Origin of the sequence: Streptomyces sp. NBC_00287 (assembly GCF_036173105.1) — a bacterium.
Taxonomy (GTDB): domain Bacteria; phylum Actinomycetota; class Actinomycetes; order Streptomycetales; family Streptomycetaceae; genus Streptomyces.
In genome coordinates, this window is the sequence record NZ_CP108053.1 from 8,349,567 (window position 1) to 8,367,504 (window position 17,938).

Annotated in this window: 18 protein-coding genes and 1 pseudogene; 6 read left to right on the top strand and 13 right to left on the bottom strand. The window is 69.5% G+C overall.

What is annotated here, in order from left to right:
* Positions 1 to 16: 16 nt before the first annotated feature.
* The gene (locus OHT76_RS37870; RefSeq protein WP_328875391.1) at positions 17 to 1,432 is read right to left on the bottom strand and encodes an amidase; all 1,416 of its coding nucleotides are present in this window, start codon (positions 1,430 to 1,432) and stop codon (positions 17 to 19) included.
* Positions 1,433 to 1,655: 223 nt separating this feature from the next.
* Here OHT76_RS37870 and OHT76_RS37875 point away from each other — a divergent pair, with 223 nt between their 5' ends.
* Positions 1,656 to 3,044, top strand: coding sequence for a glycoside hydrolase family 43 protein (locus OHT76_RS37875; RefSeq protein WP_328875392.1), 1,389 nt, complete (start codon positions 1,656 to 1,658; stop codon positions 3,042 to 3,044).
* Here the strand turns inward: OHT76_RS37875 and OHT76_RS37880 are convergent.
* Both OHT76_RS37880 and OHT76_RS37885 read right to left on the bottom strand, forming a co-directional pair.
* Positions 2,963 to 3,847, bottom strand: coding sequence for an ABC transporter substrate-binding protein (locus OHT76_RS37880; protein WP_328875393.1), 885 nt, complete (start codon positions 3,845 to 3,847; stop codon positions 2,963 to 2,965). The two genes, OHT76_RS37875 and OHT76_RS37880, sit on opposite strands and share 82 nt — an antisense overlap.
* Positions 3,844 to 4,158: a hypothetical protein gene (locus tag OHT76_RS37885; RefSeq protein WP_328875394.1), complete on the bottom strand. Its 315-nt coding sequence runs from the start codon at positions 4,156 to 4,158 to the stop codon at positions 3,844 to 3,846. The genes OHT76_RS37880 and OHT76_RS37885 overlap by 4 nt, the downstream gene beginning before the upstream one ends.
* A gap of 35 nt (positions 4,159 to 4,193) precedes the next feature.
* On the opposite strand from OHT76_RS37885, the gene OHT76_RS37890 reads away from it, so the two are divergent.
* Both OHT76_RS37890 and OHT76_RS37895 read left to right on the top strand, forming a co-directional pair.
* Positions 4,194 to 4,457 (top strand): fibronectin type III-like domain-contianing protein, encoded by a 264-nt coding sequence (locus OHT76_RS37890; protein WP_328875395.1) that lies wholly within the window; start codon positions 4,194 to 4,196, stop codon positions 4,455 to 4,457.
* A gap of 249 nt (positions 4,458 to 4,706) precedes the next feature.
* Positions 4,707 to 4,998 (top strand): annotated as a pseudogene (locus tag OHT76_RS37895) (CoA-transferase); the annotation flags it as partial.
* A gap of 150 nt (positions 4,999 to 5,148) precedes the next feature.
* Here the strand turns inward: OHT76_RS37895 and OHT76_RS37900 are convergent.
* From OHT76_RS37900 to OHT76_RS37915, 4 genes are all read right to left on the bottom strand, one after another.
* Positions 5,149 to 6,198, bottom strand: a complete 1,050-nt coding sequence (locus OHT76_RS37900; protein ID WP_328875396.1) for an LLM class flavin-dependent oxidoreductase — start codon at positions 6,196 to 6,198, stop codon at positions 5,149 to 5,151.
* 10 nt (positions 6,199 to 6,208) lie between these two features.
* Positions 6,209 to 6,397 (bottom strand): hypothetical protein, encoded by a 189-nt coding sequence (locus OHT76_RS37905; RefSeq protein WP_328875397.1) that lies wholly within the window; start codon positions 6,395 to 6,397, stop codon positions 6,209 to 6,211.
* Positions 6,398 to 6,424: 27 nt separating this feature from the next.
* Positions 6,425 to 7,066 (bottom strand): NAD(P)-dependent oxidoreductase, encoded by a 642-nt coding sequence (locus OHT76_RS37910; RefSeq protein ID WP_328875398.1) that lies wholly within the window; start codon positions 7,064 to 7,066, stop codon positions 6,425 to 6,427.
* Between the two features lie 67 nt (positions 7,067 to 7,133).
* Positions 7,134 to 8,072 (bottom strand): NADP-dependent oxidoreductase, encoded by a 939-nt coding sequence (locus tag OHT76_RS37915; RefSeq protein ID WP_328875399.1) that lies wholly within the window; start codon positions 8,070 to 8,072, stop codon positions 7,134 to 7,136.
* 100 nt (positions 8,073 to 8,172) lie between these two features.
* On the opposite strand from OHT76_RS37915, the gene OHT76_RS37920 reads away from it, so the two are divergent.
* Positions 8,173 to 8,856 carry a TetR/AcrR family transcriptional regulator gene (locus tag OHT76_RS37920; RefSeq protein ID WP_328875400.1) on the top strand — a complete coding sequence of 228 codons (684 nt, stop codon included), beginning with the start codon at positions 8,173 to 8,175 and terminating at the stop codon, positions 8,854 to 8,856.
* Between the two features lie 51 nt (positions 8,857 to 8,907).
* On the opposite strand, the gene OHT76_RS37925 is transcribed toward OHT76_RS37920, so the two are convergent.
* Positions 8,908 to 9,201, bottom strand: coding sequence for a hypothetical protein (locus tag OHT76_RS37925; protein ID WP_328875401.1), 294 nt, complete (start codon positions 9,199 to 9,201; stop codon positions 8,908 to 8,910).
* Complete coding sequence (locus tag OHT76_RS37930; protein ID WP_328875402.1) at positions 9,162 to 9,383, bottom strand: hypothetical protein; 222 nt, start codon at positions 9,381 to 9,383, stop codon at positions 9,162 to 9,164. Before OHT76_RS37930 ends, OHT76_RS37925 begins: the two co-directional genes overlap by 40 nt.
* Positions 9,384 to 9,738: 355 nt before the next feature.
* Between OHT76_RS37930 and OHT76_RS37935 the strand changes: the two genes are divergently transcribed.
* Positions 9,739 to 10,734 (top strand): hypothetical protein, encoded by a 996-nt coding sequence (locus tag OHT76_RS37935; protein ID WP_328875403.1) that lies wholly within the window; start codon positions 9,739 to 9,741, stop codon positions 10,732 to 10,734.
* Between the two features lie 217 nt (positions 10,735 to 10,951).
* Here OHT76_RS37935 and OHT76_RS37940 read toward each other — a convergent pair whose 3' ends face one another.
* Genes OHT76_RS37940 through OHT76_RS37955 form a run of 4 tightly spaced genes read right to left on the bottom strand, consistent with a single transcriptional unit; the run spans position 10,952 to position 16,225 of the window.
* A complete protein-coding gene (locus OHT76_RS37940; RefSeq protein WP_328875404.1) occupies positions 10,952 to 12,967 on the bottom strand; it encodes a beta-galactosidase in 2,016 nt (671 codons plus the stop codon).
* A 47-nt stretch (positions 12,968 to 13,014) separates the two neighbouring features.
* Positions 13,015 to 13,899, bottom strand: coding sequence for a carbohydrate ABC transporter permease (locus tag OHT76_RS37945; protein WP_328875405.1), 885 nt, complete (start codon positions 13,897 to 13,899; stop codon positions 13,015 to 13,017).
* On the bottom strand, positions 13,896 to 14,876 hold the full coding sequence (locus OHT76_RS37950; RefSeq protein ID WP_328875406.1) for a carbohydrate ABC transporter permease: 981 nt from the start codon (positions 14,874 to 14,876) through the stop codon (positions 13,896 to 13,898). Before OHT76_RS37950 ends, OHT76_RS37945 begins: the two co-directional genes overlap by 4 nt.
* Positions 14,877 to 14,914: 38 nt before the next feature.
* Positions 14,915 to 16,225 carry an ABC transporter substrate-binding protein gene (locus OHT76_RS37955; RefSeq protein WP_443049884.1) on the bottom strand — a complete coding sequence of 437 codons (1,311 nt, stop codon included), beginning with the start codon at positions 16,223 to 16,225 and terminating at the stop codon, positions 14,915 to 14,917.
* Positions 16,226 to 16,730: 505 nt separating this feature from the next.
* On the opposite strand from OHT76_RS37955, the gene OHT76_RS37960 reads away from it, so the two are divergent.
* A complete protein-coding gene (locus OHT76_RS37960; RefSeq protein WP_328875408.1) occupies positions 16,731 to 17,768 on the top strand; it encodes a LacI family DNA-binding transcriptional regulator in 1,038 nt (345 codons plus the stop codon).
* Positions 17,769 to 17,938: the final 170 nt, after the last annotated feature.

Here is a 17,938-nt window from a genome sequence, read left to right on the forward strand (position 1 = left end):
GCACCCCGCCGTTGACCTACGCCATCGAGGCGACCTGCTCCGGTGGCCAGGCCTCGTGCCAGCGCAGCTCCGCTTCCAACTGGGCGGCGAGCGACAGCAGGAGGGGCTCGCTGTGGGACGGTCCGAGGAGTTGGGCGCCGACGGGAAGGCCGTCCGCGACGAATCCGGCCGGGACGTTGACGCCGGGCCAGCCCAGCACGTTCCACGGCCAGGCGAAGGGACAGGCGGCGATCATCGCGCGGTCGGTGGCGAGCCCGCCGAGCCCCAGCATCGCGCCGATGCGCGGCGGGGGAGCGGCCGTCGTGGGGGCGAGCATGACGTCGTACGACTCGAAGAAGGTGCCGATACGGCGGTGCAGTACGGCTTCGGCGCGCCGGGCCGCCCGCAGGGGAGCCCCGCCGAGCAGTCGGCCGAGGCGGGCGGCGTCCAGGGTGCGCCGGTCGAGGAGGGCCGGGAAGGGTGACTCGGTCACCCACTCGGCGATCCCGACGGTCGCCCGTGGCACGAAGGTCAGCCCGATCTGCCCGTACGGCGGATCGGCCTCCTCGACGGTGTGCCCCAACGCGGCGAGTTTCTCCGCGAGTTCGACGACCTTCGCGCGGACCTCGGGCTGGAGCCGGGCGGGCAGTGCGGTGAAGGGCGGTTTGAGGGAGAGGGCGATGCGGAGGCGGCCGGGTTCGCGGCGGAGGGCTGCCGAGGCGTCGACGGCGGGTGGCCGGTGCGGGTCGTTGTCGTGGTTGCCGCTCGCCGCGTCCAGCAGCAGGGCCGCGTCGGCGACCGTACGGGCCAGGGTGCCGTTGACCGTGATGCCCTGGAAGGACTCGCCGCGCGGCCAGGTCGAGATCCGTCCGCGCTGCGGCTTGATGCCGACCAGGTTGGTCCAGGACGCCGGGATCCGCACCGACCCGGCGCCGTCCGAACCGAGGGCGGCGGGCACCAGCCCGGCGGCGACGGCGGCGGCGGAACCGCCCGACGATCCGCCCGGGGTGTGCTCGGGGTGCCACGGGTTGCGGGTGTCACCGAAGGCGGGGCCCTCGGTGAACGGCCACTGCCCCAGCTCGCAGGTGTTGGTCTTGCCGACGATCACGGCCCCGGCCGCACGCAGCCGCCGTACCGCCTCACCGTCCTCGGCGACCGGCGGAAACTCCCCACGGCAGCCGAACGCGGTGGGCTCCCCGGCGACATCCATGTCGTCCTTGACGGCCACCGGCACCCCGAGCAGGGGGCGCCGCACGCCTTGGGCCAGCTCCTTGTCCGCCGCGTCGGCCTCGGCGAGCGCCGCCTCGGCCCGGACGATCCGGAAGGCGTTCAGCGACCCCTGCGTCGCCTCGATGCGCGCCAGTGCCTGCTCGACCAGCGCCCGGGACGTCACCTCCCCGTCGGCCAGCGCACGGGCGGATTCCGCGAGGCCTGCGGAACGGTCGAACGTCATGCGGGACACCTCCGGTGACGGCGTTGTCTACCGAACAGTAACCTCCAGGGGCCCCGGGATGGAACGACCTCGGGGCGAGCCGAAGTTGGCTGCATGCTGCAACTTTTCGGTCGTGCGCGAACCATTGACGCACTCTCGCCCCACCCCTACCTTCTGATCGACTTTCCGAACCACGTTCGGAATATCGGACGATTCATGTCATGTATCAGAGGGAGAGCCGCCCATGACCGCAGGACCCCCCACCCCGTCCCGCCGCACCCTGCTGCGCGCGCTGACCGCCGTACCCGCCTCCGCGCTGCTGCTGTCCGAAGCCCCCGGACTGCTCGGCACGGCAGTGGCCGCCGCGCCGCCGAGCGGCTCCGCCACCCGCTACACGATCGTGCCGTTCCTCAACAGCAACGACGGCACGGTGAACGTCTACCAGTCCGACGACGCAACGGACTTCCGCCTGCTCCGCTCCTCCGCCTACACCCCGCCCAGCAACCGCATCCGCGACGCCAGCGTCATCAGGCATACGGACGGCTACTACTACGTCACGTACACGACGCACACTTGGCAGGACACGAGCACCACGATCGGCTTCGCGCGCAGCGCGGACCGGCTCAACTGGACGTTCCTCTACGACTATCCGGTCCCGATCGCGAACCTCTCCCGAGCCTGGGCGCCGGAGTTCTTCGTCGACAGCGACGGCAGCGTGAACATCATCGTGTCCTGCTCGACGACGAACGACGAGTGGATCTTCACCCCTTACCGGCTGAGGGCGACCAACTCCACGCTGACGGCGTGGAGTTCACCGGTGGCCCTGTCGGGCATAGGCGCCAACCACATCGACACCTTCATCGTGAAGCTCGGCTCGACGTACCACGCCTTCACCAAGAACGAGACGACGAAGTACATCGAGTACGGCACGGCGTCGAACCTGACGGGCCCTTATGTGATCTCCCGTACCGGCAACTGGGCGGGCTGGGGCAGCTACCGCGAGGGCCCGGCCCTGATCCAACTCGACAACGGCGCCTGGCGCCTGTTCTTCGACGGCTACGGCGACGGCCGCTACTACTACAGCGACAGCTACGACACCTTCGCGACGTGGTCGGCGCCGACGGCACTCCCCGCGATCTCGGGTACGGCACGCCACTTCACGGTGGTGAAGGAGACGGTGTCGGGCGGCCCGAGCCTGGCTCGGAACGTCACGCGCTCCTTCCAGTCGGCCAACTACGCGACGCGGTATTGGCAGCAGCAGTCGGCTTTGGTGAACCTCCCGGTGGTGAGCGCCTCCAGCACGACTGCGGAGAAGCAGGCATCGACCTTCACAGTCACCGCCGGCCTGGCCGACGCAAACGCCTACTCCTTCCGCGACGCCTCCGGCAACTACCTCCGCCACTGGGACTTCCGCGCCCGCTTCGACGCGAACAACGGCACGTCGACGTTCGCGCGGGACGCGACGTTCATCGCCCGGACGGGCTCGGGGACGGGTTCGCTGCGCTTCGAGTCGTACAACTACCCGGGGTATTACCTGCGGCACTACGGCTATCAACTGCGCGTGGAGCGCTCGGACGGGACGGACCTGTTCCGGCAGGACAGCTCGTTCGTGCCGGTGGGGGCCTGGGCATGAGCTGTGCTCAAGCAGACTACGGAGCAGCCCCGGTCAGTCGTGTGCCAGCGCTGGTCCACGAATGGGACGGTCGTGCCGGCCTTCTGCCGTTCGGCGACTTCCGCTACAGCGGGATCGACGGCGAAGGACGTGTTGGGAATGGCGGGCAGGGTGGCTCCGGAGCGGTTGTACAGGTTCTGTCCCTCCTCGGATCCCAGGAAGTCGATGAACCTGAGCGCCGCCGTGCGATGCGCGCTGTCGGCGTTGAGTCCATACGCGGCCGACACGGCGCCGGGCATCCGGGTCTCCTCGGGATCGTCGGTGGCCGGCAGCGCGGTCATGCGCAGATCCAGGTCGGGAGCGGCGGCCCGAAGGGCGGAGAGCGTACTGGCGACCTGCACCACGCCCACTGCGCCGCCCTCCGCGACCTGGTCCAGGGCATCCTCGTAGGTGGTGTCGAGCGGCTGGGAACTGAAGCAGCCACGGTCGTTCATCGCGAGGTACTTCTCCATGGCGGTCCGCCACCCGGACGCGGCGAGGGTCCGCTTGTCCCGATCCATCAGCTCGTCGAAATCGGGCTGATCCGCGTACACGGTCGTCGCGACCAGGGCATAGTCGAAGAGCTGGGTCACCCAAGGGGTGGCGTTGCCAAGAGCGAACAACACTTTGCCGTGCTCCCGTGCGGTTGCGCACAGGTCGAGCAGTTCGCTCCAGGTGGTGGGGACAGCACCGCCGATCTCGTCCAGAGTGCGCTCGGAGTAGATGGCACCGATCGCGCTGAAGCTCATGGGCACCGCGTAGGTGATGCCCAGCACTTCGGTCACGGGTCTGACGCCTTCCGGAACGGTCCCGCTGAAGCGGCGCAGGGCCAGATCCTCCAGCAGGTTGTCGCGTTCGAGCGCCGTGACGGAGGCCGGGTTGTGTCGGCGTAGACGACGCTGACGTGCATGTCGGCGTTCTGCCGATGGAGGGCCGTGACGACACTGCTCATGGAGGACTTGTCGGTGACGTTGGCCATGACCGTGATCACCGTGTCCCGCCCCTCGGACGTGTCGAGGAGGGAACAACCGGCCAGCAGTGCGGATGCGCAGATGATCGCGAGCGCTGAGCGCGAAAGGCGTGTGGTGACGGGCACGAACGGACTCCGGAAGCGAGAGGGGAGGTCAACCGATGCTCAGGATCCGCTGTGCCGTCAGGCTGCGGGACGAGCGCGTCGCCTTCCGAAAGGTCATCCTCCCCGCCGCGGGGTCCAAGCGGCTCGCCCTGACCATCCCGGCGCAGGACCTCACCGTTTGGAAAGCGGGTGCCTGGACGCTCGTCCCCGGCTCCTACACCTTCGCTACGGCAGGCGGCGCGGTTCGGCCTCCGCCGCTGTCGGCAGGGCGGCGTACACCTGGACGACGTCGGTGCCCTGGCGGCGGCCCGTGTTGGTGACCGTGACGCTGAGGGTGACGCTCTGGGCCGCCTGGTCGTAGGCGGCTTCGACGGAGCCGTGGGCGAAGTTCGTGTACGACAGCCCGTGGCCGAAGGGGAAGCGGGGCTGCTGGCCCTGGGCGTCGTAGTAGCGGTAGCCGACGGCGATGTCGTCGTCGTAGGAGACGGTGCCGTTCGTGCCGGGATAGTGGTCCAGAAGGCACGCAGGATGCCGGCGCCGTCGATGGTGGCCGCCTCGAACAGTTCCCGAAGATGGTCAAGGGCATGGGCGGCGCGATGGACCTGGTCCACGGCGCCCGCCGCGTCATCGTCCTGATGGAGCACACCGCCAAGGACGGACGGGGCACCGAAGATCCTCAAGGACTGCACCCTGCCGCTGACCGGCGAGCGCTGCGTGCACCGCATCATCACCGACCTGGGCGTCCTCGACGTCACCGACGACGGCCAGGCCCTGGTGGAGACGGACGCGGGCGTCACCGCGGAGGACATCGCGGCCCGTACGGCCCGTACGGACGCACCGCTGCGCATGGACGTCTTTTGATGCGCGTTCCGCGTGCGCCGAAGGCCGGTGAGGTGGCGAAGCCGCCGAAACGGTCCGGGCCACTCCGCCACATCCGTGGGGGTGCCGGACCAGCGGCGTGACCATTTCGGAGGCTCTGGCTCAGCCCGGTTGGCTGGGTGCGGTACGCGGTCAGGCGGTGGTCACCCGGGTTGCGGTTTCCTTGCGGATGGCGGGGGCGACTTCGGTGGCCAGGAGCTCGATGGAGTCGTGAACCATGCCGGGCGGCATGCCACCGAAGTCGATCTGCCCCATGAACCGGTCGATGCCGAGAAGTTCGCGTTCGGTGAGGACCTTGTCGATGACTTCCTGCGGGCTGCCGGTCATCAGCGCGCCAAGAGGGCTCGCGACGGCTTCGAACTGGTCGGCATCGATGAGCCAACCGCGGCCATTAGGGGTCTTCGGCCGCAGGTACTCGCGGTAGTACGGGTAGAGGGCATCGCGGGCGCCCTGGGAGGTCTTGGCGACGTAGAAGTGGCTGGTGAGGCCTAGGCGGAGCGTGTCGGGGGTGTGGCCGGCGGCCTGGCCGGTGGCGCGGTAGTGCTCGGTGAGGGGCCGAGCGCGGCGGATGTCTCCGCCGATGAGCCCGAGGGTCATGGGCAGGCCGAGGCGTGCGGCGCGTTCCGCGCTGGCGGGGGTGCCGCCGACGCCGAGCCACAGGGGCAGTTTCTTCTGCTGGGGGCGGGGCGGGACGGGCACGTTGTCGAGGGCGGGGCGGTGGCGGCCGGACCAGGTGACGTGCTCGCCTGCGCGGATGGCGAGCAGGAGGTCGAGCTTCTCGGCGAAGACGTCGTCGTAGTGGGCGGGGTCGATGCCGAAGAGGGTGAAGGCTTCGAGGAAGGCGCTGCGTCCGGCGATGATCTCGGCTCGGCCCTGGCTGAGGTGGTCCAGGGAGGCGAAGTCCTGGTGGAGGCGGACGGGGTCGAGGGTGGAGAGGACGGAGACGGCGCTGGTGAGGCGGATACGGGTGGTGGCCTGGGCTATCGCGGCCAGCGGGACGGCGGGGTTGGCGACGGAGAAGTCGGGACTGTGGTGTTCGCCGAGGCCGAAGACGTCGAGGCCGGCCTGGTCGGCGGCGATGGCGTAGGAGACGATCTCGCGGGTGCGGCGGGCCGGGTCGTGAAGGCGGCCGGTGGCGGGGTCGGTCTGCAGGTCGGACAGGGAAAGGATGCCGAGTTCCACGGCACGCTCCTTACGGGGGAAAAGTCCCGTCGCTCAGGTCGACGGTGGCCGTGCGCAGCCCGCGCTCGGCGAGTCCGGCGAGTCGGTCGGTGGTGCGGCCGAGGGCCAGGATGTCGTCGGCGGCGGTGCCGCGCTGGAGGAGGGCGTCGATGGTGAAGGCGCCGAACCTGCCGGTGGCGCCGATGATCGCGACGGTCACGGGGATGGTCTTCCTCGTGTGCGGGGGTCAGTTGCTGATGGCGGGTGCGCGGCCGATGTAGGTAGTGTCGTCGACCTGCGCAGCGGTGAAGGCGGCGATGTCGGCGCGGCTGACGGCGAAGCCGAGCTTGTCGGTGCCGAAGAAGCCGGTGCGCACCCTGGACTGCCTGGGGGTGTCCTTGGGGGCGATGAAGCGGACGATGGTCCAGTCCAGGCCGGAGTCCATGATCCGGCTCGACATGCCAGTGATCTCCTCGTAGGCGCGCGGCATGAAGGTGCGCGGCATGAAGGCGATCAGGCGGGTGACGAGGGTCGGCTTCTCGTGCGGGTCGAGGATCGCCGGGGTGGCGTGGCCGATGTAGCGGCGCACGCCGTGGTGTTTCATGGCGGCGAGGATGTGGCCGGTCCCGGCGACGAGCGGCAGGCCGGTGGCCTTGCGGTCAAGGCTCGGCCCCAGCGCGCTGACGACGGCGTTCGCTCCGGCGACGGCCGAGTCGATGGCGTCCTTGTCGGACATCTCACCGGCCACCACGCGGACGCGGTCGCCCCAGGAAGCGGGGATCTTCTGCGGATTGCGGGCGTAGGCGGTGACCTGGTGGCCGCGGTCGACGAGTTCGGCGACGGTCAGGGAACCGATCGCGCCGGTGGCACCGAAGACAGTGACGTTCATGCGGGTTCGTTCCTTCAAGGGGAGTGGAGAGGGGCGGCGGTGGCCAGGCCGCGGGACGGCGTGGTGGTCAGGCGCAGGTGACGGTGATCTTGCCGAGGGTCCCGGCGCCGAAGGCGTCGAATGCCTCGGGCCCCTGCTCCAAGGAGTAGGTGGCGGTGACCGGGACGCGCAGCGCCTCGGAAGCGGCATGGCCGGCCAGCGTGTCCAAGGTCTGGGTGCTGGGGTCGGCCGTGATCGAGTGGACAGTGACACCTTCGGTCCCGACGGCCTCCTGGGTCAGGCCCAGGGTGGAGGCGATCCGGCCACCCTCGCGCAGCAGGCCCACCAGCTGCGCGGCGTCGCCCGCCATGTGCAGCACCGCGTCGATGCCCTCGGGGGCCAGCGCTCGGACCTGGGCGCCGAGATCGGCCGTGTAGTCCACGGCCGTGACATCGGCGTCGGTCAGGCCGGTGACGAAGTCGGCCCCGGCGCCGGGGCGGGCGGTCGCGATCACCCGGGCACCGCGGGCGGCGGCCAACTGCACGGCCAGCGCACCGACACCGCCGGTGGCGCCGGAGACCAGCACCGTCTCACCCTTCTCAAGAGCTGCCGCCTCCACGCTGTTCAGCGCGGCCGTGCCCGCCAGCCCGAGCGCACCCGCGTCCTTCACGTCCAGGCCCTCGGGGATCCGGGCGACGCCGTAGCCGGCGCTGACAGTGACGTACTCGGCCAGCGCACCGCCGCCGAGGTACGGCTTCATCGCCACACCGAAGACCGCGTCTCCGGGCGAGAAGGCGTCCACGCCCTCACCGACGGCCTCGACGGTGCCGGCGAAGTCCATGCCGAGCACCAGCGGGAAGCGGTGCTCCATCATTCCCTCCAGCAGGCCCGAGGTGACCGACAGGTCGAAGCCGTTGACCGACGATCCGGCGACCTTCACCAGCAGCTCACCAGCCGCGGGCGTGGGGGTCTCGACCTCGGCGAGGGCCGGGGCGGAGGGGACCTTGCTCAGTGTGAGTGCACGCATGACAACAACCTCTCGACAATTGGAACGGCCTTCCCGTTTCCATATTGTCCAGCGTAGCAACACAAGTGGGCCGCTTGTTCCACTTCGGTAGGGTGTTTCCATGACTTCTTCCGCAGCTTCCGAAGCAGCCCCGGCCGAGCGACCCGGAACCGGGCTGCGCGTCGACGCCGAACGCAACCGCGACCGCATCCTCGCCGCCGCCCGCCGTCTCTACGCCCGCGAGGGCCTCGGTGTCTCCATGGCCTCCGTCGCCCGCGAGGCCGGTGTCGGCAAGGCCACCCTTTCCCGCCGCTTCGCCACTCGGGAGGACCTGATCAACGCGGTCTTCGCCGACCGCATGGACGCCTATGCGGCGGCCGTCACCGTGGCCCTGGAGGACCCCGACCTCTGGCACGGCTTCACCGGCTACCTCTACGCCATCTGCGCCATGCAGGCCGCCGACCGGGGATTCGCCGACGTCCTGACCATGACCTTCCCCGCCGCCAAGGCCCTGGAGGCGCGACGGGCCGAGGCGTACCACGGCGTCCTGGAACTCATCTCCCGCGCCAAGGAGACAGGACACCTGCGCGAGGACGTCACCGACCGGGACCTGCCCATCCTGCTCATGGCCAACGCCGGGGTCGTGAGCGCCGCGGGTGCCGCCGCTCCCGACGCCTGGCGCCGCCTGGTCGCCCACATGATCCGCTCCTACGCCGCCCCCGGCGCCCCGATACCGCCCATGCCGGAGGCGCCCGCACCCACCGCCCTCTACCGCGCCATGGTCCGCCTCGGCCGGCCCGGCTGACGCGAAGGCCCGCGGCCGGCGATGCCGCTCCGGCAGGCCTCCCTCCGAGCGTCAGGGGCGCCCGACAGCCCGCAGAAACGCCTCGGCGAAGATCTCCACCGTGTCCTCCGTGGCGGGCAGGTCCGCGCCGTCCAGGTGCTCGGCGACGGGACGCAGGCGGAGGTGGAGCGCCAAGGGGCCGATCATCTGCTGGAGCAGCGGTACCACCGGCAGGTCACGGATGCGTCCGGCGGCGATCTCGTCGGCCGGCCAGCGTCCGACGCCATCGAGCATGCGGGGGAAGTAGCGCTCATGCAGGGCCTGCATCACCGGATCGCCGGGCCGGGCGAGGGCATCGGCGAGCATGGCGGGCCACGCTTCAGGGCGTCGGTCATGAGGCGGTAAACGGTACGGACGGTCTCCGGCAGATCCCCCCGCGGGCCGGACAGCATGTTCTCGATGTCCAGCACAGGGTTGTAGCGCTCGTAGACGGTGAACAGCAGCTCGTTGCGGCCACCGAAGGTGGCGTACAGGCTCGGCAGGAGCACTGGGCCTCGGCGGCGACCTTCTCCAACGTGGCGGCGGCGAGACCCTCGGCACTGATGAGCGTGGCCGCCGCCGCCACCGCCCGCTCACGGAGAGCCGGTGCCCGCCCGGGTCCACGCCGGCGGCACGCACCGCCTCGTCCAGCGCATGACGGGTTCCCCCCAGGCGCCGCAGCAGGGTGCTGCGGGAGATGCCCGCCTCCGCGGCCACCACGTTCACAGGGATGTCGGCGACGGGCACGCCTCGTCCCTGGGAGGCACGAAGCGCCGCTCGCACCACGTCCTCCAGTCCGCGCCCGGCCGACGCGCTGCCACCGCACCCCCGCTCTGGCCCCGCCCGCCCCCTTCTCAGCGGCGAGTGAGCAGGGCCGAAGGAGATCACGAACCGCATGTCCGATCTCTCACCGCCACGACCGGGCCGGCGACCCGGCGGTCCGGCAGCAAGCGGAAGCTCGTCGCCGTCCTGCTGGGACTGACCGCCGTGGTCACCCTCATGCTGTGCGCCTTCGCCCTGCCCAGCGTCAACAGCGGCCCGCACGAAATGCCGGCCGACGTCACCGGCACACACGCCACCGCCGAAGAGCTCGCGCACAAGCTGAACGGCTCCGAGTGGGACGTCACTGTGTACGACAACACGGACGCCCTCGCGTCCGCCATCAAGGAGCGGGACATCACCGGCGGCATCGCGGTGATCGAAGGCCGCGTCGACGTCTACACCGCCACCGCTGGCGCCCCCATGGGCAGCAGCGCGCTCACCACCCTGGGCAACACCCTCGCGGCGCAGCTGGACACCAAAGCCACCGTGCACGACCTCGTGCCCTTCCCTGACGACGACCCACGCGGTGCCGCCGCCGCCGCACTGCCGTTGATATTCGGTGGCATGGTCCCCGCCGCCCTGCTGAGCCGCCTCTTCCCCGGGCACGCCGGGCTGCGTACCCGCCTCGCGGGCGCCATGCTGTTCTCGCTGCTCGCCGGCGCCGCCGTCACCGCGTTCCTGCGGTACGGCACCGGATCGCTCAGCGGCACCTACTGGCTCACCGCCCTCGGCGTCAGCCTCGGCATGGCCGCCCTCTCCATGATGTTCCTGGGCAACCCCCTGTCCGGACTGAGCAGCGGCCCCCACTGGCTGCCCTCCGGCTGGTCCACCTTGGGTCAGCTCCTGCCGCCCGGCGCCTCCGGCAGCCTGCTGCGCGCCAACGCCTACTTCGACGGAACCGGCGCCATGCCCCCGGCCCTGGTGCTCACCGCGTGGGTCGCTCTCGGACTCGTGCTCGTCTTGATCGCCGACCGCCGAGGCCCGAAGGCTGTCGCCCCGACCGCGACCGTCTCGCCGGCACAACCCATCACGGCCTGAACCGGGTACGGGAGGCAATCTCCTGGGGGATCAACGAGCACGTCCCGCTTATCACCTGGTACTCGGTCAGTACTCGGTCATGCTCGACGAGAAAGGCAGTCGTCAGACCCGCGCAACCCCACGAAACCGCAGGTCAGGCGTACGCACCCGGTCCCGCGGAAGTGACCGGGCTGCGCACCCCGCGCCGTGCCGCAGTCCAGTCACCTCGGGGGACCGGTCAGCGTGGCTCGCGGATCACCGTGACGCCTCCCGGTGGGACGGTGACGGTTCCGGTGATCGGTGTTCCGGTGAGGAGTTCGACGCCTTCGGCGGGTGCTTCGGCGCCTTTTCCGGTGTGGTCGATGAGGAACAGGTAGTCGGCCTCGGTGCCGCGGCGCCGGACGACCTCGACTCCGGCAGGCGCCTCGTGTTCCGGTGCCACGTCGGCCTCCTGGCGCATGCGTTGGAGCAGCGCGGCGAGCGTGTCCTGGTCGGGGTGCGTGGCCACGTACCAGGCGGTGCCGTTGCCGTGCTGGTGCCGGGTGACGGCAGGATGGCCGGCCAGGGGGCCGTCGGCGTAGGAGGCGACGGCCAGCGCGCCGGTGAGCCGGATACGCTCCGACCACAGGTCGGCCGTGGCGGCGGGCGGTACGTCGCCGGTCAGGCCGGTTGTCTCGCCCGGCAGCAGAGGGAAGAGTTCGTCGGTGACCACGCCGAGGACGTCGCGGAACGCGCCGGGGTAGCCGCCCAGGTGCACGTGGCAGTTGGCGTCGACCATGCCGCTGTGGAATCCCACGGCCAGTGTGCCCCCGCGTTCGGTGAACCGGGCGAGGTTCGCGGCGGCTTCCTCCGTCACCAGGTAGAGGGACGGTACGAGGACGAGTTTGTAACGGTCGAGTCCGGGGTCGTCGGGGCGTACGAAGTCGACGGCGACCCCCGCCCGCCACAGGGGCGTGTACCAGTCCCGCACCAGGTCCTGGTAGCGCAGTTCGCCGCTGGGCTGGGAGGGCAGTTCCAGGGCCCACCGGGCGTCCCAGTCCCACACGATCGCCACCTGTGCCGTGCTGGTGGAGTCCCGCACTTCGGCCAATGCCCTTAGGTCCGCGCCGAGTTGGACGACGTCGCGCCAGATCTGGCTGTCGGTGCCGGCGTGCGGAAGCATCGCCGAGTGCCACTGCTCGGCGCCCGCCTTCGCCGCCCGCCACTGGAAGAACGCGATGCCGTCGGCACCGTGGGCCACGTGCGCGAGCGCGTTGCGGCGCATCTCCCCAGGGAGCTTGGCGCGGTTGACCGGCTGCCAGTTGACGGCGCCGGTCGAGTGCTCCATGAGGAACCACGGGCCGCCCGCGAGCGAGCGCATCAGGTCGCCGTGGAGCGCGATGTCGACCTCGGCCTCCGGGTCGTCGGACATCAGGTAGTGGTCGTTGGAGAGGATGTCCAGCTTGGGTGCCCAGCGCCAGTAGTCGAGGGCGTCGATGGTGCGCAGGACCAGGAAGTTGGTGGTCGCCGGGGTATCCGGAGCGGCCCGGCGCAGTACCTCGCGTTCGGCGGTGCACAGCGAGAGCAGCTCGTCGGAGCAGAAGCGCCGCCAGTCGAGTTGGTGGGTGGGGTTTGCCGGAGCCGCGGTGGTGCGGGGCGGCAGGATCTGCTCCCAGTCGTAGTACCACTGGCTCCAGAAGGTGGTGCCCCAGGCGTGGTTGAGGGCGTCCAGATCGTCGCCGTAGCGGGCGCGCAGCCAGGTGCGGAAGGCGGCGGCGCTGGTGTCGCAGTAGCAGGCGTCGTTGTGGCAGCCGTACTCGTTGTGGATGTGCCACATGACGACGGCCGGGTGGTCGGCGTAGCGCTCGGCGAGGGCTCCGGCGATCCGCAGCGCTGCTCGGCGGTAGGCGGGGCTGGACGGGCAGAAGGTCTGGCGGCTGCCGTACGACAGTGTGCGGCCGTCCCGGTCGACGGGCAGTGCCTCCGGGTACGCCTTGAAGAACCAGGCGGGCGGGGCGGCGGTGGGGGTGGCCAGGTCGGCGGCGATGCCGTTCTCGTGGAGCAGATCGAGGATCTTGTCCATGCGGGCGAAGTCGTAGACGCCTTCGGAAGGTTCGAGCAGCGCCCAGGAGAAGATGCCGACGCTGACCATGGTGACCCCGGCCTCGCGCATCAGGCGCATGTCCTCGGCCCAGACCTCCTCGGGCCACTGCTCGGGGTTGTAGTCACCTCCGTAGGCGATTCCGGGAATGCGAAGACGGCGTGCGGTACTCACTGGTGGTGCTCCGGGAGGGGTGTAGGGGAGGGGCAAGTGGGGGCGCTTCAGCCCTTGTTGGCGCCGAGGGTGAGACCGCTGACGAACTGCCGCTGAAGCACGAAGTACACGATCAGCGTCGGGATCGCGGTGAGCAGCGCGCCGGCGGCGACCAGGTTGGGGTCGGTGAAGTACGTCCCGGTGAGGTTGTTCAGCGCCGAGGTGATCGGCATGTTCTCGCCGGTCGAGATCAGGACGAGGGCCCAGAAGAAGTCGTTGTAGATCCAGATGGACAGCAGTGTCGCCAGGGCCGCCATCGCCGGACGGCACAGCGGCAGCACGATCTGCCAGTACATGCGCCACACCGAGGCGCCGTCCACCAGCGCGGCCTCGGTCAGCTCGTGCGGCAGCGTGCGCATGTAGTTGCTGAGCACGAAGGCGCAGAAGCCGGACTGGAACGCGACGTGGATGAGGACGAGGCCGAGCGCGGAGTCGTACAGCTTGCCGCTCATCGTGATGCCCGGCAGGTCGATCAGCAGGTAGAGGCGGTACAGCGGGGTGATGATGACCTGCTGCGGGAGCAGGTTGCCGGCCGTGAAGACCAGCAGCAGGGCTAGGTTGAGGCGGAAGTCGAAGCGGCTGACATAGAAGGCGACCATCGACGACAGGAACAGCGTCAGCAGCACCGCCGGGACGGCGATGACCAGCGTGTTCACGAAGTAGTGCGTCATGTCCGACTGCTGATACGCGTTGGTGAAGTTGTCGAAGTTCAGCGTGTCCGGCCAGGACACATATCCCTTCTCGCTGGTCTCGGCGTACGGCCGCATCGCCGCGTAGACGGCCCAGAGCAGCGGCGCGAGCCAGGCCAGGGCGGCGCCCGCGAGGAAGAGGTGCAGCAGGATCCGGGCGGGGCGGATCGGCGTCTTCGGCTTTTTCAGAGCGAGAGTGCTCATGCGCGCCGCTCCTTCCGGAAGGTGGCGACCAGGTACGGGACGATCACGACGAGCGAGATCAGCAGCAGCACGACCGCGATGGCGGAGCCGTATCCGATCCGGCTGGACTCGCCGATGATGTTGCTGGTCACGAGGATGGAGAGCAGCTCGGTGCCCTCGGCGCCGCCGTTGAAGACGTAGACGAGGTCGAAGGCGCGCAGGGCCTCGATGATCGTGACGACCAGGACGACCGTGTTGGTGGGGCGCAGGGTCGGGAAGATGACGTTCTTGAACGTCTGCCACTCACTCGCCCCGTCCAGCGCGGACGCCTCCCGCAGCGAGGGGTCGACGCCCTTCAGACCGGCCAGGTAGAGGATCATCATGTAGCCGGCGTGCCGCCAGGACGCGGCGATCAGGATCGCCCAGAGGTTGAGGTCCGGGTCGCCGATCCAGTCGATGTACTTGCCGGGCTCGTTGGCGCCGATGAGGCTGTTGATCAGGCCGGTGTCGGGGTTGTAGATCAGCTGCCAGACGAAGCCGATCACGGCCATCGACATCACGACGGGCAGGAAGAAGGCCGTCTGGTAGACCCGGCTGAAGCGGATCTTCTTGTCCAGCTGCACGGCCAGGAACAGGCCGAGCGGGGTCGGGATCACGATCAGTACGGCGAACCAGATGACGTTGTGCTGGACGGCGGGCCAGAACTGCGGGTTCTGCTCGAACAGTTCCTTGAAGTTCTGCAGGCCCACCCACTGGATCGAGTCGAAGCCGATGCCGTCCCAGGTGGTGAAGGCGAGCGCGATCGAGGCGAGGGCGGTGACCCAGACGAGGGCGATGTGCAGGATCGTCGGCAGACCCGCCATCAGACCGAGAGTGAGCCGGTCGCGGCGGGTCAGCAGGCGCTGGTGGCCCTGCGGAACCCGCCTCTTCGGCGTCGCGGCGCCCGGAGGCGGCACCGTGGCCGCCTCCGGGATCTTCGTGGTCGTTTCGGAGCTCATGGTGTCGGTGTTCATCCGCTTCAGAAGGGGGGTCGGACTCAGTCGGACGCGAAGATCGTCTTCTTCTGGCGCTCGATCGAGGACAGCAGGCTGTCGATCCCCTTGGGGTCGCGGATGAACTTCTGCAGCGCCGGCTGCATCACCGTGGAGGTGAAGTCCGGGCGGCTGTCACGGTCCATGAACTGGGTGAGATGCTTCGCCTGGGTGATCATGTCGTAGCCCTTCTTCTGAAGGGTGCTGTAGCCGGAGGTGTCGGCCTTCGAGGAGGCGGCGATGAGGCTCGGGTCGGCCTTCAGGTAGATCTCCTCGGCCTGGGCCGTGCCCAGGAATTCGAGCAGCTTGACGGAACCGGCGTGGTTCTTGGGCTTCTTGCTGAGCATGATGCCGTCGGTCGGCGCCTCCACGGTGTCCTGACCGTACGCCGGGTCGATCTCCGGGAAGGCGAAGAAGTCGAGGTCGTCCAGGTCCGCCTTGTTGCTGAACTGCTGGGCCACGAACATGCCGAGCATATACATGCCGGACTTCTTCGCCACCAGGGTCTGGGCGGCGTCCTGCCAGGTACGGCCGACCGCGCCCTCCTGGTGGTAGGGGAGGGACTCGGCCCAGGTGTCGAAGACCTTGCGGACCTTCGCGTCGGTCCACGAAGCCTTGCCCGCCATCAGCTCGACGTGGAACTCGTAGCCGTTGAGGCGGAAGTTGATCTGGTCGAAGGAGCCCATCGCCGGCCAGGCGTCCTTGTCACCGTACGCGATGGGAACGAGGCCGTCCTTCTTCATCTGCTTGCAGAGAGCAACGTACGCGTCCCACGTGGTGGGGACCTCGTAGCCGTACTTCTGGAAGACGCTCTTGCGGTAGAAGACCGCCCACGGGGACGTGGTGAGGGGCACCAGGTAGTACTTGCCGTCCTGACCCTTGCTCAGGTCGTGCATGGCACTGGGGAAGTTGCCCCCGATCGTCTTCCACACATCGTCGATCGGGGAGGCGAGCCCCTTGGCCGCGAAGAACTGCATCCGGTAGCCGGCGAACCACTGGAACACGTCGTCCGGCGTGCCCTGCAGGTAGGTGTTGATCTGCTCCTGGAACGTGTTGTGGTCCTTGGTGTTGATGTCGACCGTGATCCCGGACTGCTTTGTGAAGGCCGCGTAGACGTCGCCGTATCCCTTCTTGGGGACGGCGTCGGACGCGTTGGAGCCCACGGTGACGGTCTTGGGGTCCGACGAGGCGGAACTGCCGGCGCAGGCACTCAGCAGGGGGATGCCGGCACCCAGTACCGCGGCTCCGCCGAGCCCGCGGAGCACGGTGCGGCGGCTGGTGCCAGGCATGGGCTGACCAAGGGATGAAGGGTGCATTTCGACTCCTGACAGGGCTGGCGGTACCCAGACTTGGCGCGTCAGCCGGAAGAGGGTTGGCGGAGAGACAGCCGCTGAGTGACCAGAATCAAACACGATCAAACAAACACGATCGGTGGACGCCAGGAAGCGTGAACGCTCTGTGTCCTCGCTGTCAAGACTCCGCGTCCGCCAACTCGTGATGGATCAGGTCCGGTCAGTAGCCCGACGCGCGGGCAACCGGAGCGGACGGACAGTACTGGCATGGCTGGCCGTCGAGTCGTCCCGTACGGAGTAGTAGGCGCTTGAGCTGCAGCAATGCGTGCCGGGCGTGCTTCCTCGGCCACTTGCGGGACCCCCTCCGCCCGGTCGCGGGCCCCGGTGTCCGCTCGCACCGGAGGCAATCGGCATTGCGGGAACTCTTGACGCGGGCTCGGCGGATGCGTACACATTGACCGCGCGGTCAGACCGCGCGGTCATGCAACTGACCTCGTTCGATGGAGAACACACGGCCAGGGGAGACTTCATGACAACAGGGGTGGAGCGCGGTGGCGGCTCCTCCGCGCCGCGCAGTGAGGACGTGGCCAGGCTGGCCGGCGTCTCACGCAAGACGGTCTCCCGGGTCCTCAACAACGAGCCGTACGTCTCCGACGAGTCCCGCCGACGCGTCCTGGCCGCCGCCGAGGAACTCGGCTACCGGCTGAACCACGCCGCCAGGGCACTGGCCTCCGGCCGTACCCGCTCCATCGGTGTGGTCGCTCTGGGAACAGCCGGGTATGGAACCGCCTCCCTGCTCGTGGGCATCGAACAAGCCGTACGGGACGCCGGTTACGCGCTTCGCGTGGTCAACACACCGGACGGCAACCCGGAAAGCATCGCCGCCGCGCTGGAATCACTCCTGGAACAGGGCGTGGACGGGATCGTCGTCTCCGAACCCATTGTCGAAGGTGAAGTCCCGCTCGGCGTCGACGTGCCGGTCCTCTTTCTTGGAGCCCCGCCCGCCTTCGCTGCCGCCCGGACCCTGACCGTCGGGGTGGGCGCCCATCAGTTGGCGCGCGCGGCCACTGATCACCTCCTGGACCTGGGGCATGCGACCGTCCATCATCTCGCCGGGCCGCGGCGGTGGTACGCCACGACGGACCGCATCGAGGGATGGCGGGCCGCTCTGGCGGCCCGGGGCGCGCATGAACCGCCCGTGCTGAACGGCGACTGGTCGGCGGCCTCCGGGTACGCCGCGGGTCGCGAGCTGGCCGCGGACGGCTCGGTGACCGCGGTGTTCGCCGGGGGCGACGAGATGGCCATCGGCCTGATCCATGCCCTGCGGGAAGCCGGGTGCCGGGTGCCGGAGGACATCAGCGTCGTCGGTTTCGACGGAAACCCGGTCTTCGCCTACGTCTCCCCGCCTCTGACCACCGTCCGTCAGCCCTTCGAGGCCGCGTCGAGCGAAGGAATCCGGCTTCTCCTCCACGCCATCGAGAAGCCCGACACCGCTCTGCCGCCGGCGAACGACCCACCGGTCGAACTGATCGTCCGCGGCTCGACCGCGCCTCCGCCCTCCCACTGACCAACCCCACCTAGTACCACTGCTCCGGCCCCCCACACGCCGGGGCGCCCCACCCGCCCTTCCGCGCTTGTCGCGCCGCACCCCCTGCGCTCGCGCGTCGCGCCCGGCAGCGGCGCCCGGCTGCCCCCGGGGCCGCGCCCAACGAACTCCGCCGCGTCACTCCGGGCCGT

Excerpts from the sequence above, each read along its gene's own strand:
- OHT76_RS37875 (WP_328875392.1), top strand. The coding sequence starts at position 1,656 with ATGACCGCAGGACCCCCCACCCCGTCCCGCCGCACCCTGCTGCGCGCG.
- OHT76_RS37925 (WP_328875401.1), bottom strand. The coding sequence starts at position 9,201 with ATGCTCGCCGATGCCCTCGCCCGGCCCGGCGATCCGGTGATGCAGGCC.
- OHT76_RS37955 (WP_443049884.1), bottom strand. The coding sequence starts at position 16,225 with ATGCACCCTTCATCCCTTGGTCAGCCCATGCCTGGCACCAGCCGCCGC.
- OHT76_RS37950 (WP_328875406.1), bottom strand. The coding sequence starts at position 14,876 with ATGAGCTCCGAAACGACCACGAAGATCCCGGAGGCGGCCACGGTGCCG.
- OHT76_RS37915 (WP_328875399.1), bottom strand. The coding sequence starts at position 8,072 with ATGCGTGCACTCACACTGAGCAAGGTCCCCTCCGCCCCGGCCCTCGCC.
- OHT76_RS37920 (WP_328875400.1), top strand. The coding sequence starts at position 8,173 with ATGACTTCTTCCGCAGCTTCCGAAGCAGCCCCGGCCGAGCGACCCGGA.
- OHT76_RS37890 (WP_328875395.1), top strand. The coding sequence starts at position 4,194 with ATGCTCAGGATCCGCTGTGCCGTCAGGCTGCGGGACGAGCGCGTCGCC.
- OHT76_RS37910 (WP_328875398.1), bottom strand. The coding sequence starts at position 7,066 with ATGAACGTCACTGTCTTCGGTGCCACCGGCGCGATCGGTTCCCTGACC.
- OHT76_RS37960 (WP_328875408.1), top strand. The coding sequence starts at position 16,731 with ATGACAACAGGGGTGGAGCGCGGTGGCGGCTCCTCCGCGCCGCGCAGT.
- OHT76_RS37945 (WP_328875405.1), bottom strand. The coding sequence starts at position 13,899 with ATGAGCACTCTCGCTCTGAAAAAGCCGAAGACGCCGATCCGCCCCGCC.
- OHT76_RS37870 (WP_328875391.1), bottom strand. The coding sequence starts at position 1,432 with ATGACGTTCGACCGTTCCGCAGGCCTCGCGGAATCCGCCCGTGCGCTG.